The organism is Varibaculum timonense, from assembly GCF_027694345.1.
Lineage (GTDB): Bacteria > Actinomycetota > Actinomycetes > Actinomycetales > Actinomycetaceae > Varibaculum > Varibaculum timonense_A.
Window position 1 is genome coordinate 1 of record NZ_JAQEVU010000014.1, and the last position, 17,865, is coordinate 17,865.

Annotated in this window: 16 protein-coding genes, 2 tRNA genes and 1 rRNA gene; 18 read left to right on the forward strand and 1 reads right to left on the reverse strand. The window is 51.8% G+C overall.

The window, feature by feature from the left end; genetic code table 11:
- Positions 1 to 100: 100 nt before the first annotated feature.
- Positions 101 to 217 (forward strand): 5S ribosomal RNA (gene rrf / locus PG728_RS09080).
- A gap of 226 nt (positions 218 to 443) precedes the next feature.
- Positions 444 to 1,664: a glycosyltransferase family 4 protein gene (locus tag PG728_RS09085; protein ID WP_270627221.1), complete on the forward strand. Its 1,221-nt coding sequence runs from the start codon at positions 444 to 446 to the stop codon at positions 1,662 to 1,664.
- A gap of 83 nt (positions 1,665 to 1,747) precedes the next feature.
- Here PG728_RS09085 and PG728_RS09090 read toward each other — a convergent pair whose 3' ends face one another.
- Positions 1,748 to 2,509, reverse strand: coding sequence for an IclR family transcriptional regulator (locus PG728_RS09090; RefSeq protein WP_072509153.1), 762 nt, complete (start codon positions 2,507 to 2,509; stop codon positions 1,748 to 1,750).
- 89 nt (positions 2,510 to 2,598) lie between these two features.
- Between PG728_RS09090 and leuC the strand changes: the two genes are divergently transcribed.
- The 16 genes from leuC (at position 2,599) to PG728_RS09170 (ending at position 17,663) form a co-directional block, all read left to right on the forward strand.
- Entirely contained in the window at positions 2,599 to 4,011 is a 1,413-nt protein-coding gene (gene leuC, locus PG728_RS09095) for a 3-isopropylmalate dehydratase large subunit (RefSeq protein WP_270627223.1), read from the forward strand.
- Positions 4,012 to 4,030: 19 nt separating this feature from the next.
- The gene (gene leuD, locus PG728_RS09100; protein WP_270627225.1) at positions 4,031 to 4,678 is read left to right on the forward strand and encodes a 3-isopropylmalate dehydratase small subunit; all 648 of its coding nucleotides are present in this window, start codon (positions 4,031 to 4,033) and stop codon (positions 4,676 to 4,678) included.
- A gap of 229 nt (positions 4,679 to 4,907) precedes the next feature.
- Positions 4,908 to 6,227 (forward strand): UDP-N-acetylglucosamine 1-carboxyvinyltransferase, encoded by a 1,320-nt coding sequence (gene murA, locus PG728_RS09105; protein ID WP_270627227.1) that lies wholly within the window; start codon positions 4,908 to 4,910, stop codon positions 6,225 to 6,227.
- 9 nt (positions 6,228 to 6,236) lie between these two features.
- Positions 6,237 to 7,091 (forward strand): lysophospholipid acyltransferase family protein, encoded by an 855-nt coding sequence (locus tag PG728_RS09110; protein WP_270627229.1) that lies wholly within the window; start codon positions 6,237 to 6,239, stop codon positions 7,089 to 7,091.
- Between the two features lie 6 nt (positions 7,092 to 7,097).
- Positions 7,098 to 8,120: an NAD(P)H-dependent glycerol-3-phosphate dehydrogenase gene (locus PG728_RS09115; RefSeq protein ID WP_270627230.1), complete on the forward strand. Its 1,023-nt coding sequence runs from the start codon at positions 7,098 to 7,100 to the stop codon at positions 8,118 to 8,120.
- Between the two features lie 11 nt (positions 8,121 to 8,131).
- On the forward strand, positions 8,132 to 9,259 hold the full coding sequence (locus PG728_RS09120) for a D-alanine--D-alanine ligase family protein (RefSeq protein ID WP_270627231.1): 1,128 nt from the start codon (positions 8,132 to 8,134) through the stop codon (positions 9,257 to 9,259).
- 64 nt (positions 9,260 to 9,323) lie between these two features.
- Positions 9,324 to 10,238: an ATP-grasp domain-containing protein gene (locus tag PG728_RS09125; protein ID WP_270627233.1), complete on the forward strand. Its 915-nt coding sequence runs from the start codon at positions 9,324 to 9,326 to the stop codon at positions 10,236 to 10,238.
- A gap of 123 nt (positions 10,239 to 10,361) precedes the next feature.
- Positions 10,362 to 10,437, forward strand: a tRNA-His gene (locus tag PG728_RS09130).
- Positions 10,438 to 10,642: 205 nt separating this feature from the next.
- On the forward strand, positions 10,643 to 10,963 hold the full coding sequence (rplU, locus tag PG728_RS09135) for a 50S ribosomal protein L21 (protein WP_072509241.1): 321 nt from the start codon (positions 10,643 to 10,645) through the stop codon (positions 10,961 to 10,963).
- Between the two features lie 30 nt (positions 10,964 to 10,993).
- Complete coding sequence (rpmA, locus tag PG728_RS09140) at positions 10,994 to 11,245, forward strand: 50S ribosomal protein L27 (protein WP_270627236.1); 252 nt, start codon at positions 10,994 to 10,996, stop codon at positions 11,243 to 11,245.
- Between the two features lie 115 nt (positions 11,246 to 11,360).
- Positions 11,361 to 12,881, forward strand: a complete 1,521-nt coding sequence (gene obgE / locus PG728_RS09145) for a GTPase ObgE (protein ID WP_270627238.1) — start codon at positions 11,361 to 11,363, stop codon at positions 12,879 to 12,881.
- A gap of 194 nt (positions 12,882 to 13,075) precedes the next feature.
- Positions 13,076 to 13,696 carry a nicotinate-nucleotide adenylyltransferase gene (gene nadD, locus PG728_RS09150; protein WP_072509163.1) on the forward strand — a complete coding sequence of 207 codons (621 nt, stop codon included), beginning with the start codon at positions 13,076 to 13,078 and terminating at the stop codon, positions 13,694 to 13,696.
- A complete protein-coding gene (locus tag PG728_RS09155) occupies positions 13,693 to 16,344 on the forward strand; it encodes a hypothetical protein (protein WP_270627241.1) in 2,652 nt (883 codons plus the stop codon). Before nadD ends, PG728_RS09155 begins: the two co-directional genes overlap by 4 nt.
- A 9-nt stretch (positions 16,345 to 16,353) precedes the next feature.
- Positions 16,354 to 16,797 carry a ribosome silencing factor gene (gene rsfS / locus PG728_RS09160; protein ID WP_270627243.1) on the forward strand — a complete coding sequence of 148 codons (444 nt, stop codon included), beginning with the start codon at positions 16,354 to 16,356 and terminating at the stop codon, positions 16,795 to 16,797.
- A gap of 12 nt (positions 16,798 to 16,809) precedes the next feature.
- Positions 16,810 to 17,454 (forward strand): histidine phosphatase family protein, encoded by a 645-nt coding sequence (locus tag PG728_RS09165; RefSeq protein WP_270627245.1) that lies wholly within the window; start codon positions 16,810 to 16,812, stop codon positions 17,452 to 17,454.
- Positions 17,455 to 17,590: 136 nt separating this feature from the next.
- A tRNA-Ala gene (locus tag PG728_RS09170) sits at positions 17,591 to 17,663 on the forward strand.
- Positions 17,664 to 17,865 lie beyond the last annotated feature (202 nt).

A 17,865-nucleotide genomic window follows, 5' to 3' on the forward strand; every position in this document is an offset into this window, starting at 1 on the left:
AAAGACGCTCACACTCACTCTCAAAAAAAATAGTTCCACAAGAACACCCCCCCAAACAAACAACACAAAACAAAACAGGGGAGGGAAATAAATAAAGACTTGTGGTGGTCATAGCGCCTAGGACACGCCCAGCCCCATCCCGAACCTGGAAGCTAAGCTAGGCAACGCTGATGGTACTACGCACCAACGAGCGCGGGAGAGTAAGAAACCACCACAACCCCACTAAACAGGAGACCAAACCCCCAAAAAGGGTTTGGTCTCCTCACCATATACACAAAAAAACCCCAAACACCACCAACAACCAACCCAAACAGCCCACACTAGCAAAAACAAAAACCCCAAAAACCCGTAAGATGTTAGCCCCGCTATAGCCTCTAGGCGCCTATCACGAATCTGTCTTACTCAATAGGCTCTAGTCCGGAAACTAAAGATAGAATAAAACCATGCGTATCGGGATAGTAACGGACTGCTACCCGCCCCATATGGGTGGCATTGAAACCCAAACCTACAACTTAGCGCAGCAACTAAAATCATTTGGGTATTCCCCAGAAGTTGTTACTGCCACCCGAGATGGCTCCTTTGTTGGTCGCAGACTTGAGGGTAGAATTCCCGTACACCGTTTAGGAATGCCAACCTTAGGGTTTACTCCTATGAATCCGTTTGCGGGGCGCTTTTTTCCTGCCATATTTCCACATTTTGACCTTCTCCATATACACGTAGGGGTTTTGTCCCCATTTGCCCATTTAGCCTTGGAAATTGCTAAAACACTAGATATTCCCACCTTAGTTACCTTTCACTGCGAACTCGCTACCTGGGCACCGCTGATGCGAGCTAGTGGATTTTTTAACCGTTGGGTTGATGCCGGAATCTTATTTTCCGGTGTTTCCTCACTGATGGAATCACAAATTAATCAGTTAGTAAGCCCTAATAGGCAGCGTCAATGGCCAATAATCCCGAATGGTATTGATACTGAATTCTGGGCTCCTCCGAAAGATAAACCCGAGACTAAGCTCTCAAGTTTCTCCCTAGGTAATCAAGTAGAATCTAGCGCGACTAGGCAGATAATCAGGCAATCAGAAAGGAAAAATGCAGGCAAAGCCAGCTTTGAAGCCGTAAGCGCGATTCGCTTGATGCCCCGGAAACGGCCTTTAGCACTCATTAAATTCACCAGCGCTGTAAACCAGATTCTAGGTCAAGCGGGGGAGCTAAGATTAAATATCTTCGGAGAGGGCGCTCTCGAACCATTCCTAAAAAGGTGCTCCCGGGTTCGAAAAGGGCAAGTACGTTTACTAGGACGCAAAGACCAGGTGGGATTGCTTAAAGCCTACCGGCAAGCAGATTTTTTTATTACCCTGTGCCTGAACGAGAGTTTCGGAATCGCGGCTGCGGAAGCTAGGGCGAGCGGATTACCACTGGCTACTTTGCAACAAAGCCCAGTTAGCGACCTCATAAATGAGGGAATCACCGGGATTAGTGCGGAAAATGATTACGCACTAGCTGAAAAAACCGCTGCTGCCCTGCTAGAGGGAAGATTCCTTAAGATGCATCAAAACTGTATCAATCAGCCCAGTCCAGTTTCATGGGAACGAAGCCTGCAAGCTACCCTAGCTGCCTATCAGCATGCCCAGGAGTTCCGAAAAAGCTTCACGCGCGCCTTAAAATAAACCCCTAAGCAATAAGTCGAAGCGTGCTCTGCCGGTAGAAGAATAAAACCTCCGGAATACGCAGGCTGACGAAACGAGAGGTACTACTCTACTACCTGGTTTTTCTTGCTGGCAATAATTCCTTCCGCGCGGCGCATAAAGTCTGAAAGTCGGCTGGCAGCAGCAACTACTGCCGGACCGTGAATCCTGCCTGGCTGACGACCCATGCGGTCAATCGGCCCGGAAACACTCAACGCTGCCACAACTTTTCCCGAAGCCATACGTACCGGAGCAGATACCGAAGCCAGACCGGGTTCGCGTTCCCCAATAGATTGCGCCCAACCACGCCGACGAACCACCGAAAGCTGAGTGGCGGTGAAAGACGCACCCTGCAAGCCCCGATGTAAACGATCGGGTTCTTCCCAGGCAAGGAGGATTTGAGCGGCAGAGCCAGCTTTCATGGACAAGGTAGAACCGGTGGGGGTGGAGTCGCGCAGCCCTAAAGGAGATTCACAGCTAGCGACCACTATGCGCTGGTCTCCTTGGCGACGATACATTTGCGTAGACTCTTGGGTATGCTCACAAAGTGCCTTAAGAATCGGGCGGGCAGATGCCAGCAGCCTATCTTCACCGGCAGCGGAAGCTAATTCTGCGATTCTAGGACCTAAAATAAAACGACCATGAACATCCCGGGCTACAAAGCGGTGATACTCCAAAGCTACTGCAATCCGATGGGCAGTAGGGCGAGCAAGCCCGGTACTGGTAACTAATTGGGCTAGGGTTCCTGGACCAGCCTCGAGGGCGGCTAAGACAAGTACAGCTTTGTCGAGAACTCCGACTCCACTTCCATCATTATTATTGTCCATGCTTTGATACTGCCATCTTATAGCTTGAAATTCCAACTACACTTTTCAAAGATAGTCTAAGTTTACCAGCATAAACCTAGGAGACGCATATGGGGCGAACTCTTGCAGAGAAAGTTTGGGCAGCTCACGTTGTAAAAAATGGCGAAAACGGCGCGCCCGATTTGCTCTACATTGACCTTCACCTCTGTCACGAAGTAACCAGTCCCCAGGCGTTCGCTGGATTGCGGATGGTGGGGAGAAAAGTCCGCCGCCCCGATCTCACTATTGCTACTGAAGATCACAACACCCCGACTATCGACATTGATTTACCGATTAAAGACAAAACTTCCGCTACCCAAATTCGTACCCTGCGTGAAAACGCTAAAGAGTTCGGAATTCGGCTGCACTCCCTAGGGGATACCGACCAGGGGATTGTGCATGTGGTCGGTCCGCAGCTGGGTCTTACACAGCCGGGAATGACCATAGTTTGCGGAGATTCGCATACTTCCACTCACGGAGCTTTTGGTGCGCTCGCGTTCGGAATTGGAACTTCGCAGGTAGAGCAGGTGCTAGCCACTCAAACTCTGCCGTTAAAACCATTCAAAACCATGGCGATTAATCTCCCCGGAAAGCTACGTCCCGGAGTTTTTGCGAAAGATATTATCCTAACTATTATCGCCAAAATCGGTACCGGCGGAGGTCAAGGATACGTAATCGAGTACCGGGGCGAAGCTATCGAAAATCTTTCCATGGAAGGGAGGATGACTATCTGTAATATGTCAATCGAGGCCGGGGCGCGGGCAGGAATGATTGCCCCCGACCAGGCCACTTTTGACTATATTAAAGGGCGTCCTCATGCCCCAGAGGGTATCCACTGGCAGCAGGCGTTGCATTATTGGGAAAGTCTTAAAAGTGATAAAGATGCCCGCTTTGACCGGGAAATAACTATCCCGGCAGATAGTATCGAACCTTTTGTTACCTGGGGAACTAATCCTGCGCAGGGGGTGTCACTCAGTGGGAAAGTGCCCAATCCAGAACAAATAACCTCAGATAGTGAGCGGGATGCCGCGCGTCGCGCCCTCAAATATATGGGGCTAACCCCTGGTACGCCGATGAGGGAAATCAAAATAGACACCGTATTTATCGGTTCATGCACTAATGGACGTATCGAAGATTTACGTACCGTAGCCCAGGTTTGGCGAGGACGAAAGAAAGCCAAAGGGATGCGCGTCCTAGTAGTACCGGGCTCGGCGCGGGTACGTTTACAGGCCGAAGCGGAAGGTTTAGATAAAATCTTTACCGATTTCGGGGCGCAGTGGCGAAATGCGGGCTGCTCAATGTGTTTAGGGATGAATCCCGACAAACTGGAGGCGGGGGAGCGCTCGGCCTCTACCTCGAACCGTAACTTTGAGGGGCGGCAAGGAAAAAACTCGCGTACCCATTTAGTTTCTCCCGCAATTGCAGCAGCTACTGCGGTTAAAGGATACCTTGCCAGCCCTGAGGATTTAGAGCAAGAAGTTTAAGGGAAGAAAGCGTAACAGCATGGATAAATTTGTTTCCCATACCGGGGTAGGAGTGCCGCTGCGACGCTCCAATGTAGATACCGACCAGATTATTCCCGCAGTTTATTTGAAGCGGGTAACCAAGAGCGGTTTTGAAGATGGGCTATTTGCCGCTTGGAGACAAGATAAAGACTTCGTACTCAATCTTGACCCCTATGCGAGCGGTTCAGTGCTAGTAGCCGGTTCGGATTTTGGTACTGGTTCAAGCCGGGAACACGCGGTTTGGGCCCTGCGCGACTATGGTTTCAAAGTGGTGCTGGCTCCCAAATTTGCGGATATTTTTCGCGGTAACTGCGAAAAAGATGGCATGGTCGCAGGGGTAATAAGCCTGGATGACTGTCATATCTTGTGGAAACTTATGGAGGAAGAACCCGGTATAAAAATAACCGTAGACCTTGAAAAATATCAGATAGTCTGTGGCTCTTTTACCTGTAGTTTTGAAATTGATGACTATACGCGCTGGCGCCTGCTGGAGGGGCTGGACGATATTGATCTTACTTTGCGTGACGAGGACGCGATTAGTGCTTTCGAACAGGTACGAGCCGAATTTTTGCCACGAACTCTGCCCGTAAAACCTTTCCCGAGGACGCCTCTTACCTCTGCTCAAGCAGTATCCCCGCAGGCTTAGCCCAATGTGTAGGACGGTTTATAGGGCAAAATGTTTTGTAGCTAGAGGGTAAGGAAAGTAGTTTAGCCGCTGCGCTGCCCACTTTAGAATCAGTCACTATTACCCCCTTCGTTGTGTCTTTAGTCAAAGCTCGTCCTCGCTAAAGGCGCAATTCGTGCCCGGTGGCTATTTCCTAGCGCGCAGACGGGTAGACTAGAAACACTGGGAAAAGCGGAAAAGGAAGTAACACGTGGAGCCGGTTCTTAAAGTACAAGGCGGACATCCCTTGACGGGGCGAATAAAGGTTCGAGGCGCAAAGAATTTTGTCCCGAAAGCAATGGTGGCGGCGCTGCTAGGCAAGACCCCCTCCACATTAAACAATGTTCCCCTGATTCGTGACGTAGATATTGTATGTGGGCTGCTTGAACTACACGGGGTAAAAACCGAATACGAATCCGCTAGTGGTCAGCTCTATATTGATCCCTCAAACGTAGAGGCCGCGCAGGTAGCCAGTATCGACACCTTGGCAGGATCTTCTAGAATCCCGATTCTGTTTTGCGGACCGCTCCTGCACCGCTTAAAAGAAGCAATTATACCTGACCTGGGTGGATGTGTTATCGGTGATCGTCCGGTCGATTTTCACCTCTCAATTTTGCGTTCCTTTGGCGCAAAAATAGACAAACTGGGGTCAGGAATCCATATCGCTGCTCCCGATGGACTTAAGGGAGCGGTAATCGACTTGCCCTATCCCTCGGTAGGAGCAACCGAACAAACCCTGCTCGCCGGGGTGCAAGCCGAAGGAATTACCGAGCTGCGCGGTGCAGCTATCGAACCGGAAATCATGGATCTGATCAATGTACTCCAAAAGATGGGAGCCATTATCAGCGTAGATACGGACCGCACTATCCGGATTGAAGGGGTTGAATACCTAGAGGGCTTCAACCATACTGCTCTGGCAGATAGAATCGAGGCAGCCTCGTGGGCATCAGCTGCGCTTGCCACCCAAGGGGATGTATTTGTTGAAGGCGCTTCCCAACCGGAAATGATTACTTTCCTAAATATGTTTAGAAAAGTCGGCGGTGCTTTTTCGGTAGAGCCAGACGGGATTCGCTTCTACCATCCCGGCGGGGAACTAAAACCAATTGTGCTAGAAACCAATGTACATCCCGGTTTTATGACCGATTGGCAACAACCCATGGTGGTAGCGCTTACTCAAGCCCGGGGACTTTCGATTGTCCACGAAACCGTATATGAGAACCGTTTTGGTTTTACCCGTGCCCTCAATCAAATGGGAGCACAAATCCAGCTATACCGCGAATGCTTAACCGGTCTAGCCTGCCGTTTCGGGCAAAGAAACTATTACCATTCCGCCGCGATTTCCGGGCCGACCCCGCTACATGGAGCCGATATTACTATCCCCGACCTGCGAGGAGGGTTCTCACACCTGATTGCGGCACTAGCCGCCGACGGTAAATCTACAGTGCATGGAATCGATATGATTAGCCGCGGATACGAACATTTCCTCACTAAGCTGGGAACGTTAGGTGCGCAAGTAAAGCTGGAAAGATAAGGGGTAACTATGGCCGGGCAGTTCTCTCGCTTCTATAAGTTTTGTGTGCGTGTGGCGCGGATACCGGTTGGTGCGCTTACCCGCCGGCATTGGGAAGGGCAGGAAAATCTGCCCAAAGACGGCGGGTTCGTAGCGGTAGTAAACCACATTTCCGAGTTTGACTCCATGACTATGATGCATTTCATGACCAGTGCCGGATATCCGGTACGGATTCTGTGTAAAGAAGAACTGTTCAGAGTTCCGGTTTTGGGCTCGATTATGCGTTCTTGTGGGCAAATCCCGGTTTACCGCGAATCCAGTCAATCACGCGATGCCCTAGCGGCCGCGATTGCAGGTTTACAAGCCGGAGAATGCGTCACGGTTTATGGGGAAGGTACCCTAACCCGCGACCCCGATTTTTGGCCGATGCGCATGAAAACCGGGGCGGCGCGGATGGCGCTACGAGCCCAAGTTCCGCTAGTGCCAGTGGTGCAGTGGGGAGCCCAAGACGTCCTCGACCGTTATGGAAAACACCCCAATCTTAAAGGTAAAAAAGACGTGTGGGTTAAGGCGCTACCGCCATTAGATTTATCCGACCTTTATGAGCGAGCCGATGACCCTGAAAGCTGGTACCAGGCGACCGCAAGAATTGAAACCGCAATCTGTCGCGGACTAGAACAAATCCGGGAAACAAAAATGCCCCATCGTCCTCTAGACCGAAAATCTGTGCGTCTGCCCTCCAAGAAGCAGCTGGCTGCGGCAGCTAAAGCCTGGAGAGCCGATAATCCCGGAAAACTGCCTACCCAGCGCAAACCAGGGGAACTGGATCCGTATTTGAAGCTAGATAGCGCCGCCGCGCCCTCTACCCCTAAGCAGGAAGGGTAGTTTGTAATGTCATCCTCAGGTCGCAAAGTCGCCGTCCTCGGCGCAGGCGCATGGGGGACCGTATTTGCACAAATACTGGTAGACGCCGGGAATGAAGTCAGGCTTTGGGCGCGTAGGGCAGAACTAGCAGAACAAATCAACCGGGGGGAAAATCCTCGCTACGTGCCCGATATAAAACTGCAGGGAATAAGCGCCTCCAGTGATTTACAATGGGTCTGCGAGGGCGCGACCATGGTGGTGGTCTCCATTCCCTCAAACGGGGTGCGAGCCCTAATGGAGCAGATACGGGGATTTTTAACTCTAAACGCCACCATAATATCGCTGGTAAAAGGGTTAGAAGCCGGAAGTCTGCAAACCATGACCGAGGTGATTGCCACCGCTGGAGCAATCCATCCCTCAAGAATCGTAGCGATTTCTGGACCTAACCTGTCAGCAGAAATCGCTCGTCACGAACCTACCGGAGCGGCAGTTGCCGGGCAAGATTCCTGGCGAGCTGGATTGGTAGCTTCCAGAATCCACACCCATTATTTCCGCCCCTATGTGGCTGAAGATATAGTCGGGGTGGAAATCGGAGGAGTAGTAAAAAACATTATCGCCATGGCGGTGGGGGCAGCTGAAGGTCTTGGGCTAGGAGTGAACTCCCGCTCGTTCCTGATTACCCGCGGACTAGCGGAAATGGTGCGCCTAGGGGTAGCGATGGGGGCGAAATCAGAAACCTTCCTGGGGCTGGCCGGTCTTGGCGACCTGGTGGCCACCTGCTCTTCGTCCTCGTCTAGAAATTTTTCATTCGGCTATCGTTTAGGACAAGGGATGAGTATAGACGAAGCGCTAAAAGTATCTGCTGGCACAGTCGAGGGGGCGCGTTCGTGTCCAGTAGTGCGCGAATTGGCACACCGCAAGGGAGTATCCATGCCGATTACCTCCGCAGCCTACCGGGTAATCAGTGGGAAACAGACTTTAGAAGAAGCGTTAATATCTTTGAGTTCTGGGCCGCGGGTAACCGACGGTCCTAGAGCGCGATTGGTGTAGAGAGGACAGCTATGGCGTTAGCAGAAAACCAGAAACCCCGAGTATTAGTCCTGTTCGGAGGAGAATCGGGTGAGCACGGGATTTCTTGTGCGACCGCTGCCGCAGTGGTAGAAGCAATCAACCCTGAGCGTTATGAGGTAGTAACCGTAGGTATCACTGCTCAAGGGCAATGGGTACCCCTCGATTTTAGCTCTGAGCAGTTCCAAATCCGGGAAGGTAAAGTGGCGAGCGTACCTCCCGCCAAGCGGCAGCTATTCCTGGCTCCCGGTACTGGGAAAGCAATTAGCCTACCCACTCAGCTAGGCAGCGAGTTTTCCCTTGGTGATTTAGGAACCTTTGATGTGGTATTCCCGCTGCTACATGGGCCTTTCGGAGAGGACGGAACCGTGCAGGGGCTGTTAGAAATGATGCACCTGCCCTATGTAGGTTGCGGGGTGCTGGCCTCGGCCGCGGCTATGGATAAGCCCACCACGAAAGTATTATTACACCAGGCAGGGCTGCCAGCCGGCAAATGGGAGACCGTGAACGCCGCCCAGTGGCAACAAGACCGATTCTCGGTACTTAAACGTCTAGCGCCCTTGGGAATGCCGGTGTTTGTGAAACCAGCCCGCGCCGGCTCGTCCTTAGGAATCAGCAAAGTAAACTCAGCTGATGCTTTGGAAGAAGCAATTGAAAGGGCGCAACAAATTGACCCGAAAGTGATTGTAGAAGCAGAACTTACTGGTCTAGAAATAGAATGTGCGGTGCTCCAAGGGCGGGACGGTCGCGCCCGTACCAGCGAACCAGGGCGGATAGCCATGCGAAGCGATGTTGATTTCTATGACTACCAAACCAAGTATTTCGCAGAGGACGCGGTTGCTTTGGAAATACCGGCACAGATTCCTGCCCATTTAGCTAGCCAGGTGCGTGATTTTGCTGGTAAAGCTTTCGAGGCGCTGGGGTGTGAAGGGCTAGCTCGGGTAGATTTCTTTGTCGATACCGCCAAAGACCAGGTAGTAATCAATGAGGTAAATACGATGCCCGGCTTTACTCCATTTTCTATGTACCCGAAACTGTGGGAATATATGGGGGTTGATTATCCGCAGCTCATGGAAGAATTGATTTCATTAGCCTTGACACGCCCGGTAGGTCTGAGATAGAAAAACCAGCAATTCAAGGCACTTATTTTCCGGTAAACAGAAGTAAACAAATAGGGTTGGAGATATGGCGAAAAAACGCGTTACCTTAGTAACCAGCGGGCAATATCCGAATTTGACTGAGGACGAGGCAGGGCTAGTCGAGGAACTTAACTCACGAGGGCTAGACGCGCGGATTGCGATTTGGAATGATTCCCAGGTGGATTGGGAAGAAGCCGGAGTGTGCGTAATCCGTTCAGTTAGAGACTACGCTACCCATCGTGAACAGTTTGTTAAATGGGCACATAGCGTTCCCCGCCTATTAAACCCGGCAGATGTGAGCGAATGGGCTACCGATAAACATTACCTACTGCATTTGCAAGGACAGGGAGTGCCGGTAATTCCTACAACTTGGCTAGAACCGGAACAGAATCTAAACAAACACCAGGTACATACCCGTTTTCCCGCCTATGGCGAGTTCGTAGTCAAGCCGGCAGTCTCCTCCGGGGGGCGCGAAATGGGGCGCTACGACGCTAATAACGGTATGGCGAGGATGGCAGCGATAACTCATGCTTATCGTCTCCTGCAAGAGGGGCGCTCGGTAATGGTGCAACGTTACCTCTCGGAAGTAGATGCCCATGGTGAATACTCGCTGGTGTATATGAATGGGGTGCTGTCGCATTCAGTAGAAAAAGCGGCTATGCTTACCAACCCGAACACTACCGAGCTGCAGGCAGAAGAAGAAGTTACCGGTAACCGCGAACCTAGACCCGAAGAATGGATTTTTGGGGAAAAGGTGCGTTCAGCTATTCATCACATGATTAAAGACCGTCTCGGGCATGACCAGCATTTACTGTTCTTGCGGGTAGATATGGTTCCCGATGGGAAAGGTTCCTTCTACCTGATGGAAGTATCTCCAGTAGACGGATCTTTATATCTGCGTACCCGTCCCGATGGGATTCAAACTTTCGCAGATGCAATTTGTAACCGAGTTTTCTGGTAGACATATCGCTTTCACCTGCGTATATAGCGGGTGTGAGCGGATACATATCCGTCCTTGGTGGCAAAAATTTTATCTCCAGCCCTTGGTTAGATAGAGTGGATAGTCGTCGCTAAGCGATAAATGGTGGCTGTAGTTCAGTTGGTAGAGCACCTGGTTGTGGTCCAGGACGTCGCGGGTTCGAGCCCCGTCAGCCACCCCAGACGGCAACTGCCTGGCAGCTTGTCGTAAAGGTAGTTCAAACACTTTCTTTGAATCTCGGTGGTAGATAACACACCGTCTGGACAGGGAATTTGTTTGATAAACGCCGCCAGTATCGGCTAGCCTAGTTAGTCGATACTGATTCTTCTTGAGGAATAGGAGACCCTCGTCCTCAAAAAGAAAGAATAATGTACGTGACTAAGGAAATGAGCAGCAAAGTGGTCTACGCGATTGTCAAAGCGGGCGGACATCAAGAAAAAGTCTCCGTCGGAGATATAGTTGTCGTCGATAAACTGGCAGCAGAAGTTGGCGACAGCATCGACTTTGCTCCAGTGATGGTAGTTGATGGTGACAAAATCACCTCCGATGCCGCTGATTTGGAAAAAATCAAGGTGACTGGCGAAGTTTTGGAACAAACAAAAGGTCCAAAGGTTCGGATTCTTAAGTTCAAGAACAAGACCGGATACACTCGCCGGATGGGTCATCGCGCCAAGCTGACCCAAGTTAAAATCACCAAAATCGCCTAATCTCGGGGAAACTAAGAAAGGAAAAGAAAAATGGCACATAAGAAAGGGCTAGGTTCCTCTTCTAACGGCCGTGACTCTAACCCGCAGTACCTGGGGATTAAGCGTTACGGTGGCGAAGTAGTTAATGCCGGAGAAATCCTGGTTCGTCAGCGGGGAAGCAAATATCACCCCGGCACGAACGTAGGAATGGGTAAAGATGACACCCTGTTTGCGTTAGCTGCTGGCTGCGTCGAGTTCGGTCGCAAACGCGGTCGCAAGGTCGTAAACGTAGTTTCCGCCTAAGGCAAAACTGATAGCTTAAAGATAGCGGGGTCGCCTAGCGACCCCGCTAAACTTATATATTGACGCCTGGGCTTAATAGGTTGAGGCTTTTTCGCTGAAGCTATAAGGGGTAGAGATGGCAAATTTTGTTGATCGAGTAAAAATCGACGTTACTGCCGGTAACGGCGGTAACGGCTGCGTTAGTATTCGGCGAGAAAAATACAAGCCCCTAGGAGGCCCAGATGGGGGCAATGGGGGACATGGTGGCAGTATTTTCCTACAGGTCGATCCACAATGCCACACCCTATTGGACTATCATCATTTGCCCCATCGCAAAGCCAGTAACGGCACTCCCGGAATGGGAGCAAACCGCGAGGGCGCAAACGGAGCAGACCTAGTACTCCCAGTCCCTGCCGGCACCGTAGTTAAAACCAAAGACGGTGAAATTTTGGCAGACTTGCAAGGGGCAGGAACTCGTCTGGAAGTAGCTCACGGCGGGTGCGGCGGAAAAGGAAACGCAGCACTGGCTACCAAAAAACGTAAAGCCCCCGGCTTTGCTCTCCTGGGAGAAGAGGGCGAATCCCGCGTCCTCGTCCTCGAACTAAAATCAGTGGCCGACGTAGGGCTGGTCGGATTCCCCTCCTCCGGAAAATCCTCACTGATAGGGGCAATTTCTGAAGCTAAACCTAAAATAGCGGACTATCCCTTTACCACCCTGATTCCCAACCTGGGAGTAGTGCAAGCAGGAGACATCAGATTTACGGTTGCCGATGTCCCCGGTCTAATCCCCGGTGCTTCCCAAGGTAAAGGATTAGGGCTAGATTTTTTGCGCCACATTGAACGATGCGCGGTAATAGTACACGTTGTGGATTGCGCAAATATGGAGGCAAATCGCAACCCGGTCGATGATATTAACGCAATCGAAGCTGAACTAGCTGCCTATCAAAGCGATCTAGATAAAATCTCCGGATATGTGCCCCTAGCCGAACGTCCCCGGGTAATCGTCCTCAATAAAATGGATATTCCCGACGCTACCGAGATGGCAAAACTGCAAGCCAGCTCGCTAATAGACTTTGGGTGGCCGGTCTATGCGGTTTCTGCTCTCAGTGGGCATGGTTTGGACTCGTTGCTATTTTCTCTGGCAAAAATGGTATCTGAGCTGCGCAAGGAAGAACCAGAGGTTCTGGAACCACCGACTCAAATCTTGCGTCCCCCAAGCGTAGGCGGGGCGGCTTTTACCGTAACCGTTCATACTACTGGTCAAGAGCCCATCTACCAGGTACAGGGAGAAAAACCAGAACGCTGGGTTAAACAAACCGATTTCAGCAATGACGAAGCTATCGGTTACCTGGCTGACCGTCTCTATTCCTACGGAGTAGAAGAAGAATTGCTCAAAAAAGGCGCTAACAGCGGTGATACCGTGGTGATTGGGTCGATGGAAGATGGAGTAATTTTCGACTTCGAACCTATGCAATCCGCGGGTGTCGAGCTATTAGGGGCGCGAGGCGAAGACCTGCGACTTGCAGGCAGTAAACGGCGAACAAACCAAGAACGGCGCGAACAATACCATCAGATGATGGACAGTAAAGAAGAAGCTAGAAAGCAGCTACGTCAAGAACGCGAAAGCGGATTATGGACAGATCCTTCAAAAGACTAATCCTGAAATAGCGGTCTTGGGTTCGTAAACCCTAAAAATATAACGGGAAACCAGCATTAACTATGGCAACAGCTATAGTTAAAACCAAGACCTTCCATGTTTTCTAAAACCAATAAGCAGATATTAGTAAGCGTTCACATTTGGTAGGATTGAAACTAGAGCCCAAGCGCAGACATGGCAAGAAGGGATACTCAATGACGGTAGGCGTCAGCGTCGATGACAAACGCATCGGGGTGATGGGTGGAACTTTCGACCCCATTCATCACGGTCACCTGGTTGCTGCCTCTGAAGTGCAACACCGCTACGGTCTAGATGAGGTAATTTTTGTTCCCACCGCCACTCAACCTTTCAAAAAAGGACGGCGAGTAACCATCCCCGAACACCGTTACTTGATGACTTCTATCGCCACTGCTTCAAATCCTAGATTCACGGTTTCCCGAGTAGATATTGAACGGGGACAAACCACTTATACGGTAGATACCCTGCGAGATTTAAAACGCGAAAGACCTGGCAGCCACCTATTTTTTATTACCGGTGCCGATGCGTTACGTCAAATCATGGATTGGAAAAACGCCGAAGAACTATTCCAGCTGGCACGTTTCGTGGGAGTTACCCGCCCTGGGCACGTCCTTTCAAAAGCGGATAATCTACCTGCAGATCGAGTGTCATTACTAGAGGTACCCGCGATGGCTATATCATCAACCGATATTCGTCAGCGAGTAGCTACCGGGGCTCCCATCTGGTATTTAACCCCAGACGGGGTAGTGCAATATATTGCGAAATACGGTCTCTATCGGGAGGACAGCCAGATATGAGTGAAACAGATTTTCTCGCACCCAATCCTGATGGACAAAACTATTCTCCGATTTCCAAATACGGGCAGATTTCTATTGCAGAGCAGCTCGCCCGGCTTGAAGAGATTCGTAACGGAGGTCGGAGACAGGTCTACCAGCCGCAGCCGCCCACCCAAGAATCCCGCTGGGGGCAAATTCGAGAGGGATTTAGCCAGGTAGAGGACGCAATCGGCGGGCAGCAGCGGCGCCCTGAATCCGGCTATGAGGGGTATTCACGTCCCACTCTTAGCCCTGACCAGGACGGTAAGAGCTGGGTGCAAGAATATCGTGAAAAGCAGCATATGCGTAAAGTTGCGCAAGAAGCTCGCGCTAGAGCCGAGGCTGACCTGCAAAAACTCCTGAAAGAACGGGAGGAAGCGCAGGCGCGTGCCCTAGAGCAAGAACGCTTAGCTGCCCAGGCGGCTGAGCGACTCCGTAAATTAGAGGAAGCAGAACAAAAAGCTCTACGCGCTGCCGCTCGCGAACAGCAACAGCGTGAACAACGGGTTTTAGCTAGTCAGGTCGAGGCAGAAAAAACCGAAGCCGAAAAGATGGCAGAGCTGCTTGCTTCCTTCCAGAACCCTGCTAGCGCACCGGTCACGGACTCGCCAGGTGATTTGCCCGTACAAAAAAGTGCTAGTCCCTCCGTTTCCGGACAGGAAAGACAGCAAAAAGACGTCAAGAAGCAGTCAGTTCCCCGTCCGGTTTCCTCCAACATTAGCTCTACTTCGCGTATTTTCGGTTCCAGGCAAGCTAGCGCTGCACCGGCGCTGTCTACTCGGTCAAGCGCTATCGGCAGCCAAGAGGCTTCACTGCCACCGGCAATAGATACTTCGCTGGCGGTGGCAGATACTTCGGTGAACGCGGCGGACACTACTCAGCCAATAAAGATTGACCCGATTGCTTCTTTAACCGATAACGCCGATGACCAGGCGCTAGCAGATAAACTAGCGTTTGCTGCCCAAAGCGCGACTGCTCGTCCAGTTAGCCAGGCTTCAACCTCGGCAATGCCGGTATCTACGCCGTCCAGTGTTACCGTGCCGGACGGGAGCGCGCCCAGTGCTCCCTTACCAACTGTGGGGTTAGGAACGACACCTTTAGGTTCGCAAACGCCGCAGGTAGGGGCGCAAATATCGCCCGATATTCACCACCAGAGCATTCCGGTGCAATCAGCTGGAGGAAATGCCGCACCGCTAACCGCTATAGACCGCGCCAATCCTTCCCTAAAGTCTCCAAATATTGCTGGCGTGGCAAGGGATATGGCACAAACTGGTCTTGCGGGCGTTACTGCCGCCTCCGCTGCCGAGATGTTCCAGCAGGCTTTGACCCAAACCTGTCTGGGAGCTGCGACTACTTCCGCTCCGGCTGTGCCCGGTTATCGGCAAACGCCCCCTAAAGTTACCCCTCCCTCGCAGCCAGCTGCGATGCCTACGGTTACGGCAGCGCCCGGGGGAGCGCAGATGCCCGCCTCAACGCCCTCGCAGGTTACAGGGGTTAATCAAATATCGAAAGTCCCGCAGGTTGCGCAGCCCCTAGTGCCCTCCGCCTCGGCAATGGCAACCTCCACTCCGACCGGTAACGGCACGCAAACGACACAAAGTGTTCACCAAAGCGCCCAACGCCCAGCTCCCGCCCCTCCCGTAAATGCTCAGCCCACTCAAGAATCCTCGATAGCGCTGCAACACCCGCACGCTAACCCGCAGGATGCGCAAATCAATCCCGATTATCACCAATCGGTAGCGACCGGGCAGCCAGCTTTACCTGCCCCGCAAGCATCCGTGATGCAAGCGGAAGGAAACGCTCAAACAGGGCAAATAACCCAAGCTACCCCGCTGACGCAAATCGCTACCCCAGTGCAAGCGGTAGCTCCCGCACCCCCTCATAGTTCGACGTCCTACCCGATAGAAAGCACTCCGGGCGGTAGCTATAGCGGACAAATCAGCCCTATGCTGCCAGCTGGCTTCACCCCAGAATCTCAGCCGACTGCGGTTTCTGTAAGCGCTCCCGTGAGCGCGCCTGTGTCAATTTCCACTTATACCCCGGCTCCAAGCGCTCCCACCCCGGCTGTCGAAGCTATCCCGTCGGTAGCGGCTGCCCCCGCCCCGCCGCTCACCTCCCTAACTGGCGGTAGCGTCCCGACAACAAGTGCGGGTTCAGGCGCGGTAGCAGCCGGAGCTATAGCTGCCGACACCATAGCGGCGGCTCAAACCGGTTCAACTTCCCAGATTTCTACGCCCACCCCGCAAACCAATGTGGTCGAGCCAACTTCGTCCCCGTCCTCAAAAAGCGAAGAAAACGCCCCCGTGCCGGCTCAAAGTCCTCAAACACCGCCACAGGACGAAAATAGCCACTGGTGGCAGCGAAAACGAAAAGAAAAAGTAAAAAAAGCTGAAGCCCCGGAGCGGGAGGATGCTCGCGCCGGGGCGTCACAAGCACTCAGGGAAAACGAGGAAGAAGAACCGCTAACGTTTATCCAGACGTTCCTGCGCTGGACATTGCGGTTATCAATCTTGCTGATTATTGCTTTAGGTATGGTTTTAACCATGGATCGTCCAGTCATTTCCCAGACGATAGGGCGCGAAGTGCTAGAACCCGGTATCGTAGATTCTGTAAGCGTTATAAAGATATAGGAGTTTTTCTTGGTCAATCATCCTGACCCGCGCCAGCTAGCGGAAATAGCTGCTAAAGCTGCTGCTAGTAAACTAGCAACCGATATTGTTGCGATTGAAGTTCAGGCTCAAACAATAATTACCGATATTTTTGTAATTTGTTCAGCCGATAATCCGCGTCAAGCCCGCGCGATAATGAACGAAATTGATCACGCCTGTCACGAGGTAGGTGCTGACCCGAAAACCATAGAAGGTAATGATGATTTTCGTTGGGTGCTCATGGAGCTACCGGGGGTTATCGTTCATATTTTCTTGGCTGAAGAGCGTGAATACTACGGTTTAGAGCGGCTTTGGAATGACTGTCCCCAAATCGAATTGCCTGACCTTGATGAAGTAGGTTCTGCCGGAGCGCAGACAGCTACCGAGGGGATGACCAATCAAGAAGCCGAACAGTTGATTGTTGGTTTAGAATAAACGAGAGCGCCCATGGCGAAAAGAATTATTTTTTGGCGGCACGGTCAAACCGACTATAACGTCCAAGGACGAGTGCAAGGTCAGGTTGATATTCCACTTAACGAGGTCGGGGTGGCGCAAGCTGAAGCAGCGGCGGACGAGCTTGTCAAACTGAAACCGGATTTGATTATCTGTTCAGATTTGCGACGGGCTCAGGCAACCGCCCAGGTGTTACAGGGTATATGCGGTGAGGACGTGCAACTGCTGAAAGATGAACGCTTGCGGGAACGTGCATTCGGAGATTTCGAGGGCTTATCCGTCAAAGAACTAAAAGCACGATTTACGGGTCGGTACGAGGAATGGAGAGGTACCGGGGAATGTCCGTTAGCGGGGGTGGAATCTCGCGGGAAAGTTGGGATGCGAGTAGCGCAATGCGTGACCGAGCATTTTGAAAATGCCGAAGAGGTGCTGGTTGTGGTTTCCCACGGTTCCGCCCTCACCCAGGGGCTCGTGAAACTACTGGGGCTAGATCCTTTGGCTTGGCAAGGGCTACGTGGCTTGGATAACTGCCACTGGTCTACGCTGATTCCATACTCGCGTAAACCCGGATGGCGTCTGGTTTCACACAATATTGGAGTCCCCGAGGTTCACGGTTCAGCCCTACCTTCCTTGGCTTAGAGTGTGTGGCAGGGCGCGAGCTGTGGGAATAACTACTATGTCGGAATACACAGGCTGAGGATTTGAAGTACAGGTACTCAGTTAGTTAAAGTTATTTGGTGTCTGCCGGGCAGATTATTTCCGGTAGAACCTGTATGGGGCTATAGCGCAGTTGGTAGCGCGCTTCCATGGCATGGAAGAGGTCGCGGGTTCGATTCCCGCTAGCTCCACTAACTGCCTGCTGGTGTTGATACAATTTCGCGCCAGCAGGTTTTGTTTTGTCATTTTGCTCCAAAAATTGCTTATTTGCTCCAAAATAGGGGTTACGCGAAATTGTTGTGTTGAGCTGGACAAATAGAAAGCCAGCAACCGAAATGATGGGTTAAGGGTCAAAATGTGTGTCTGGCTCGGCGTGTCGCGGGGGTTAGATTT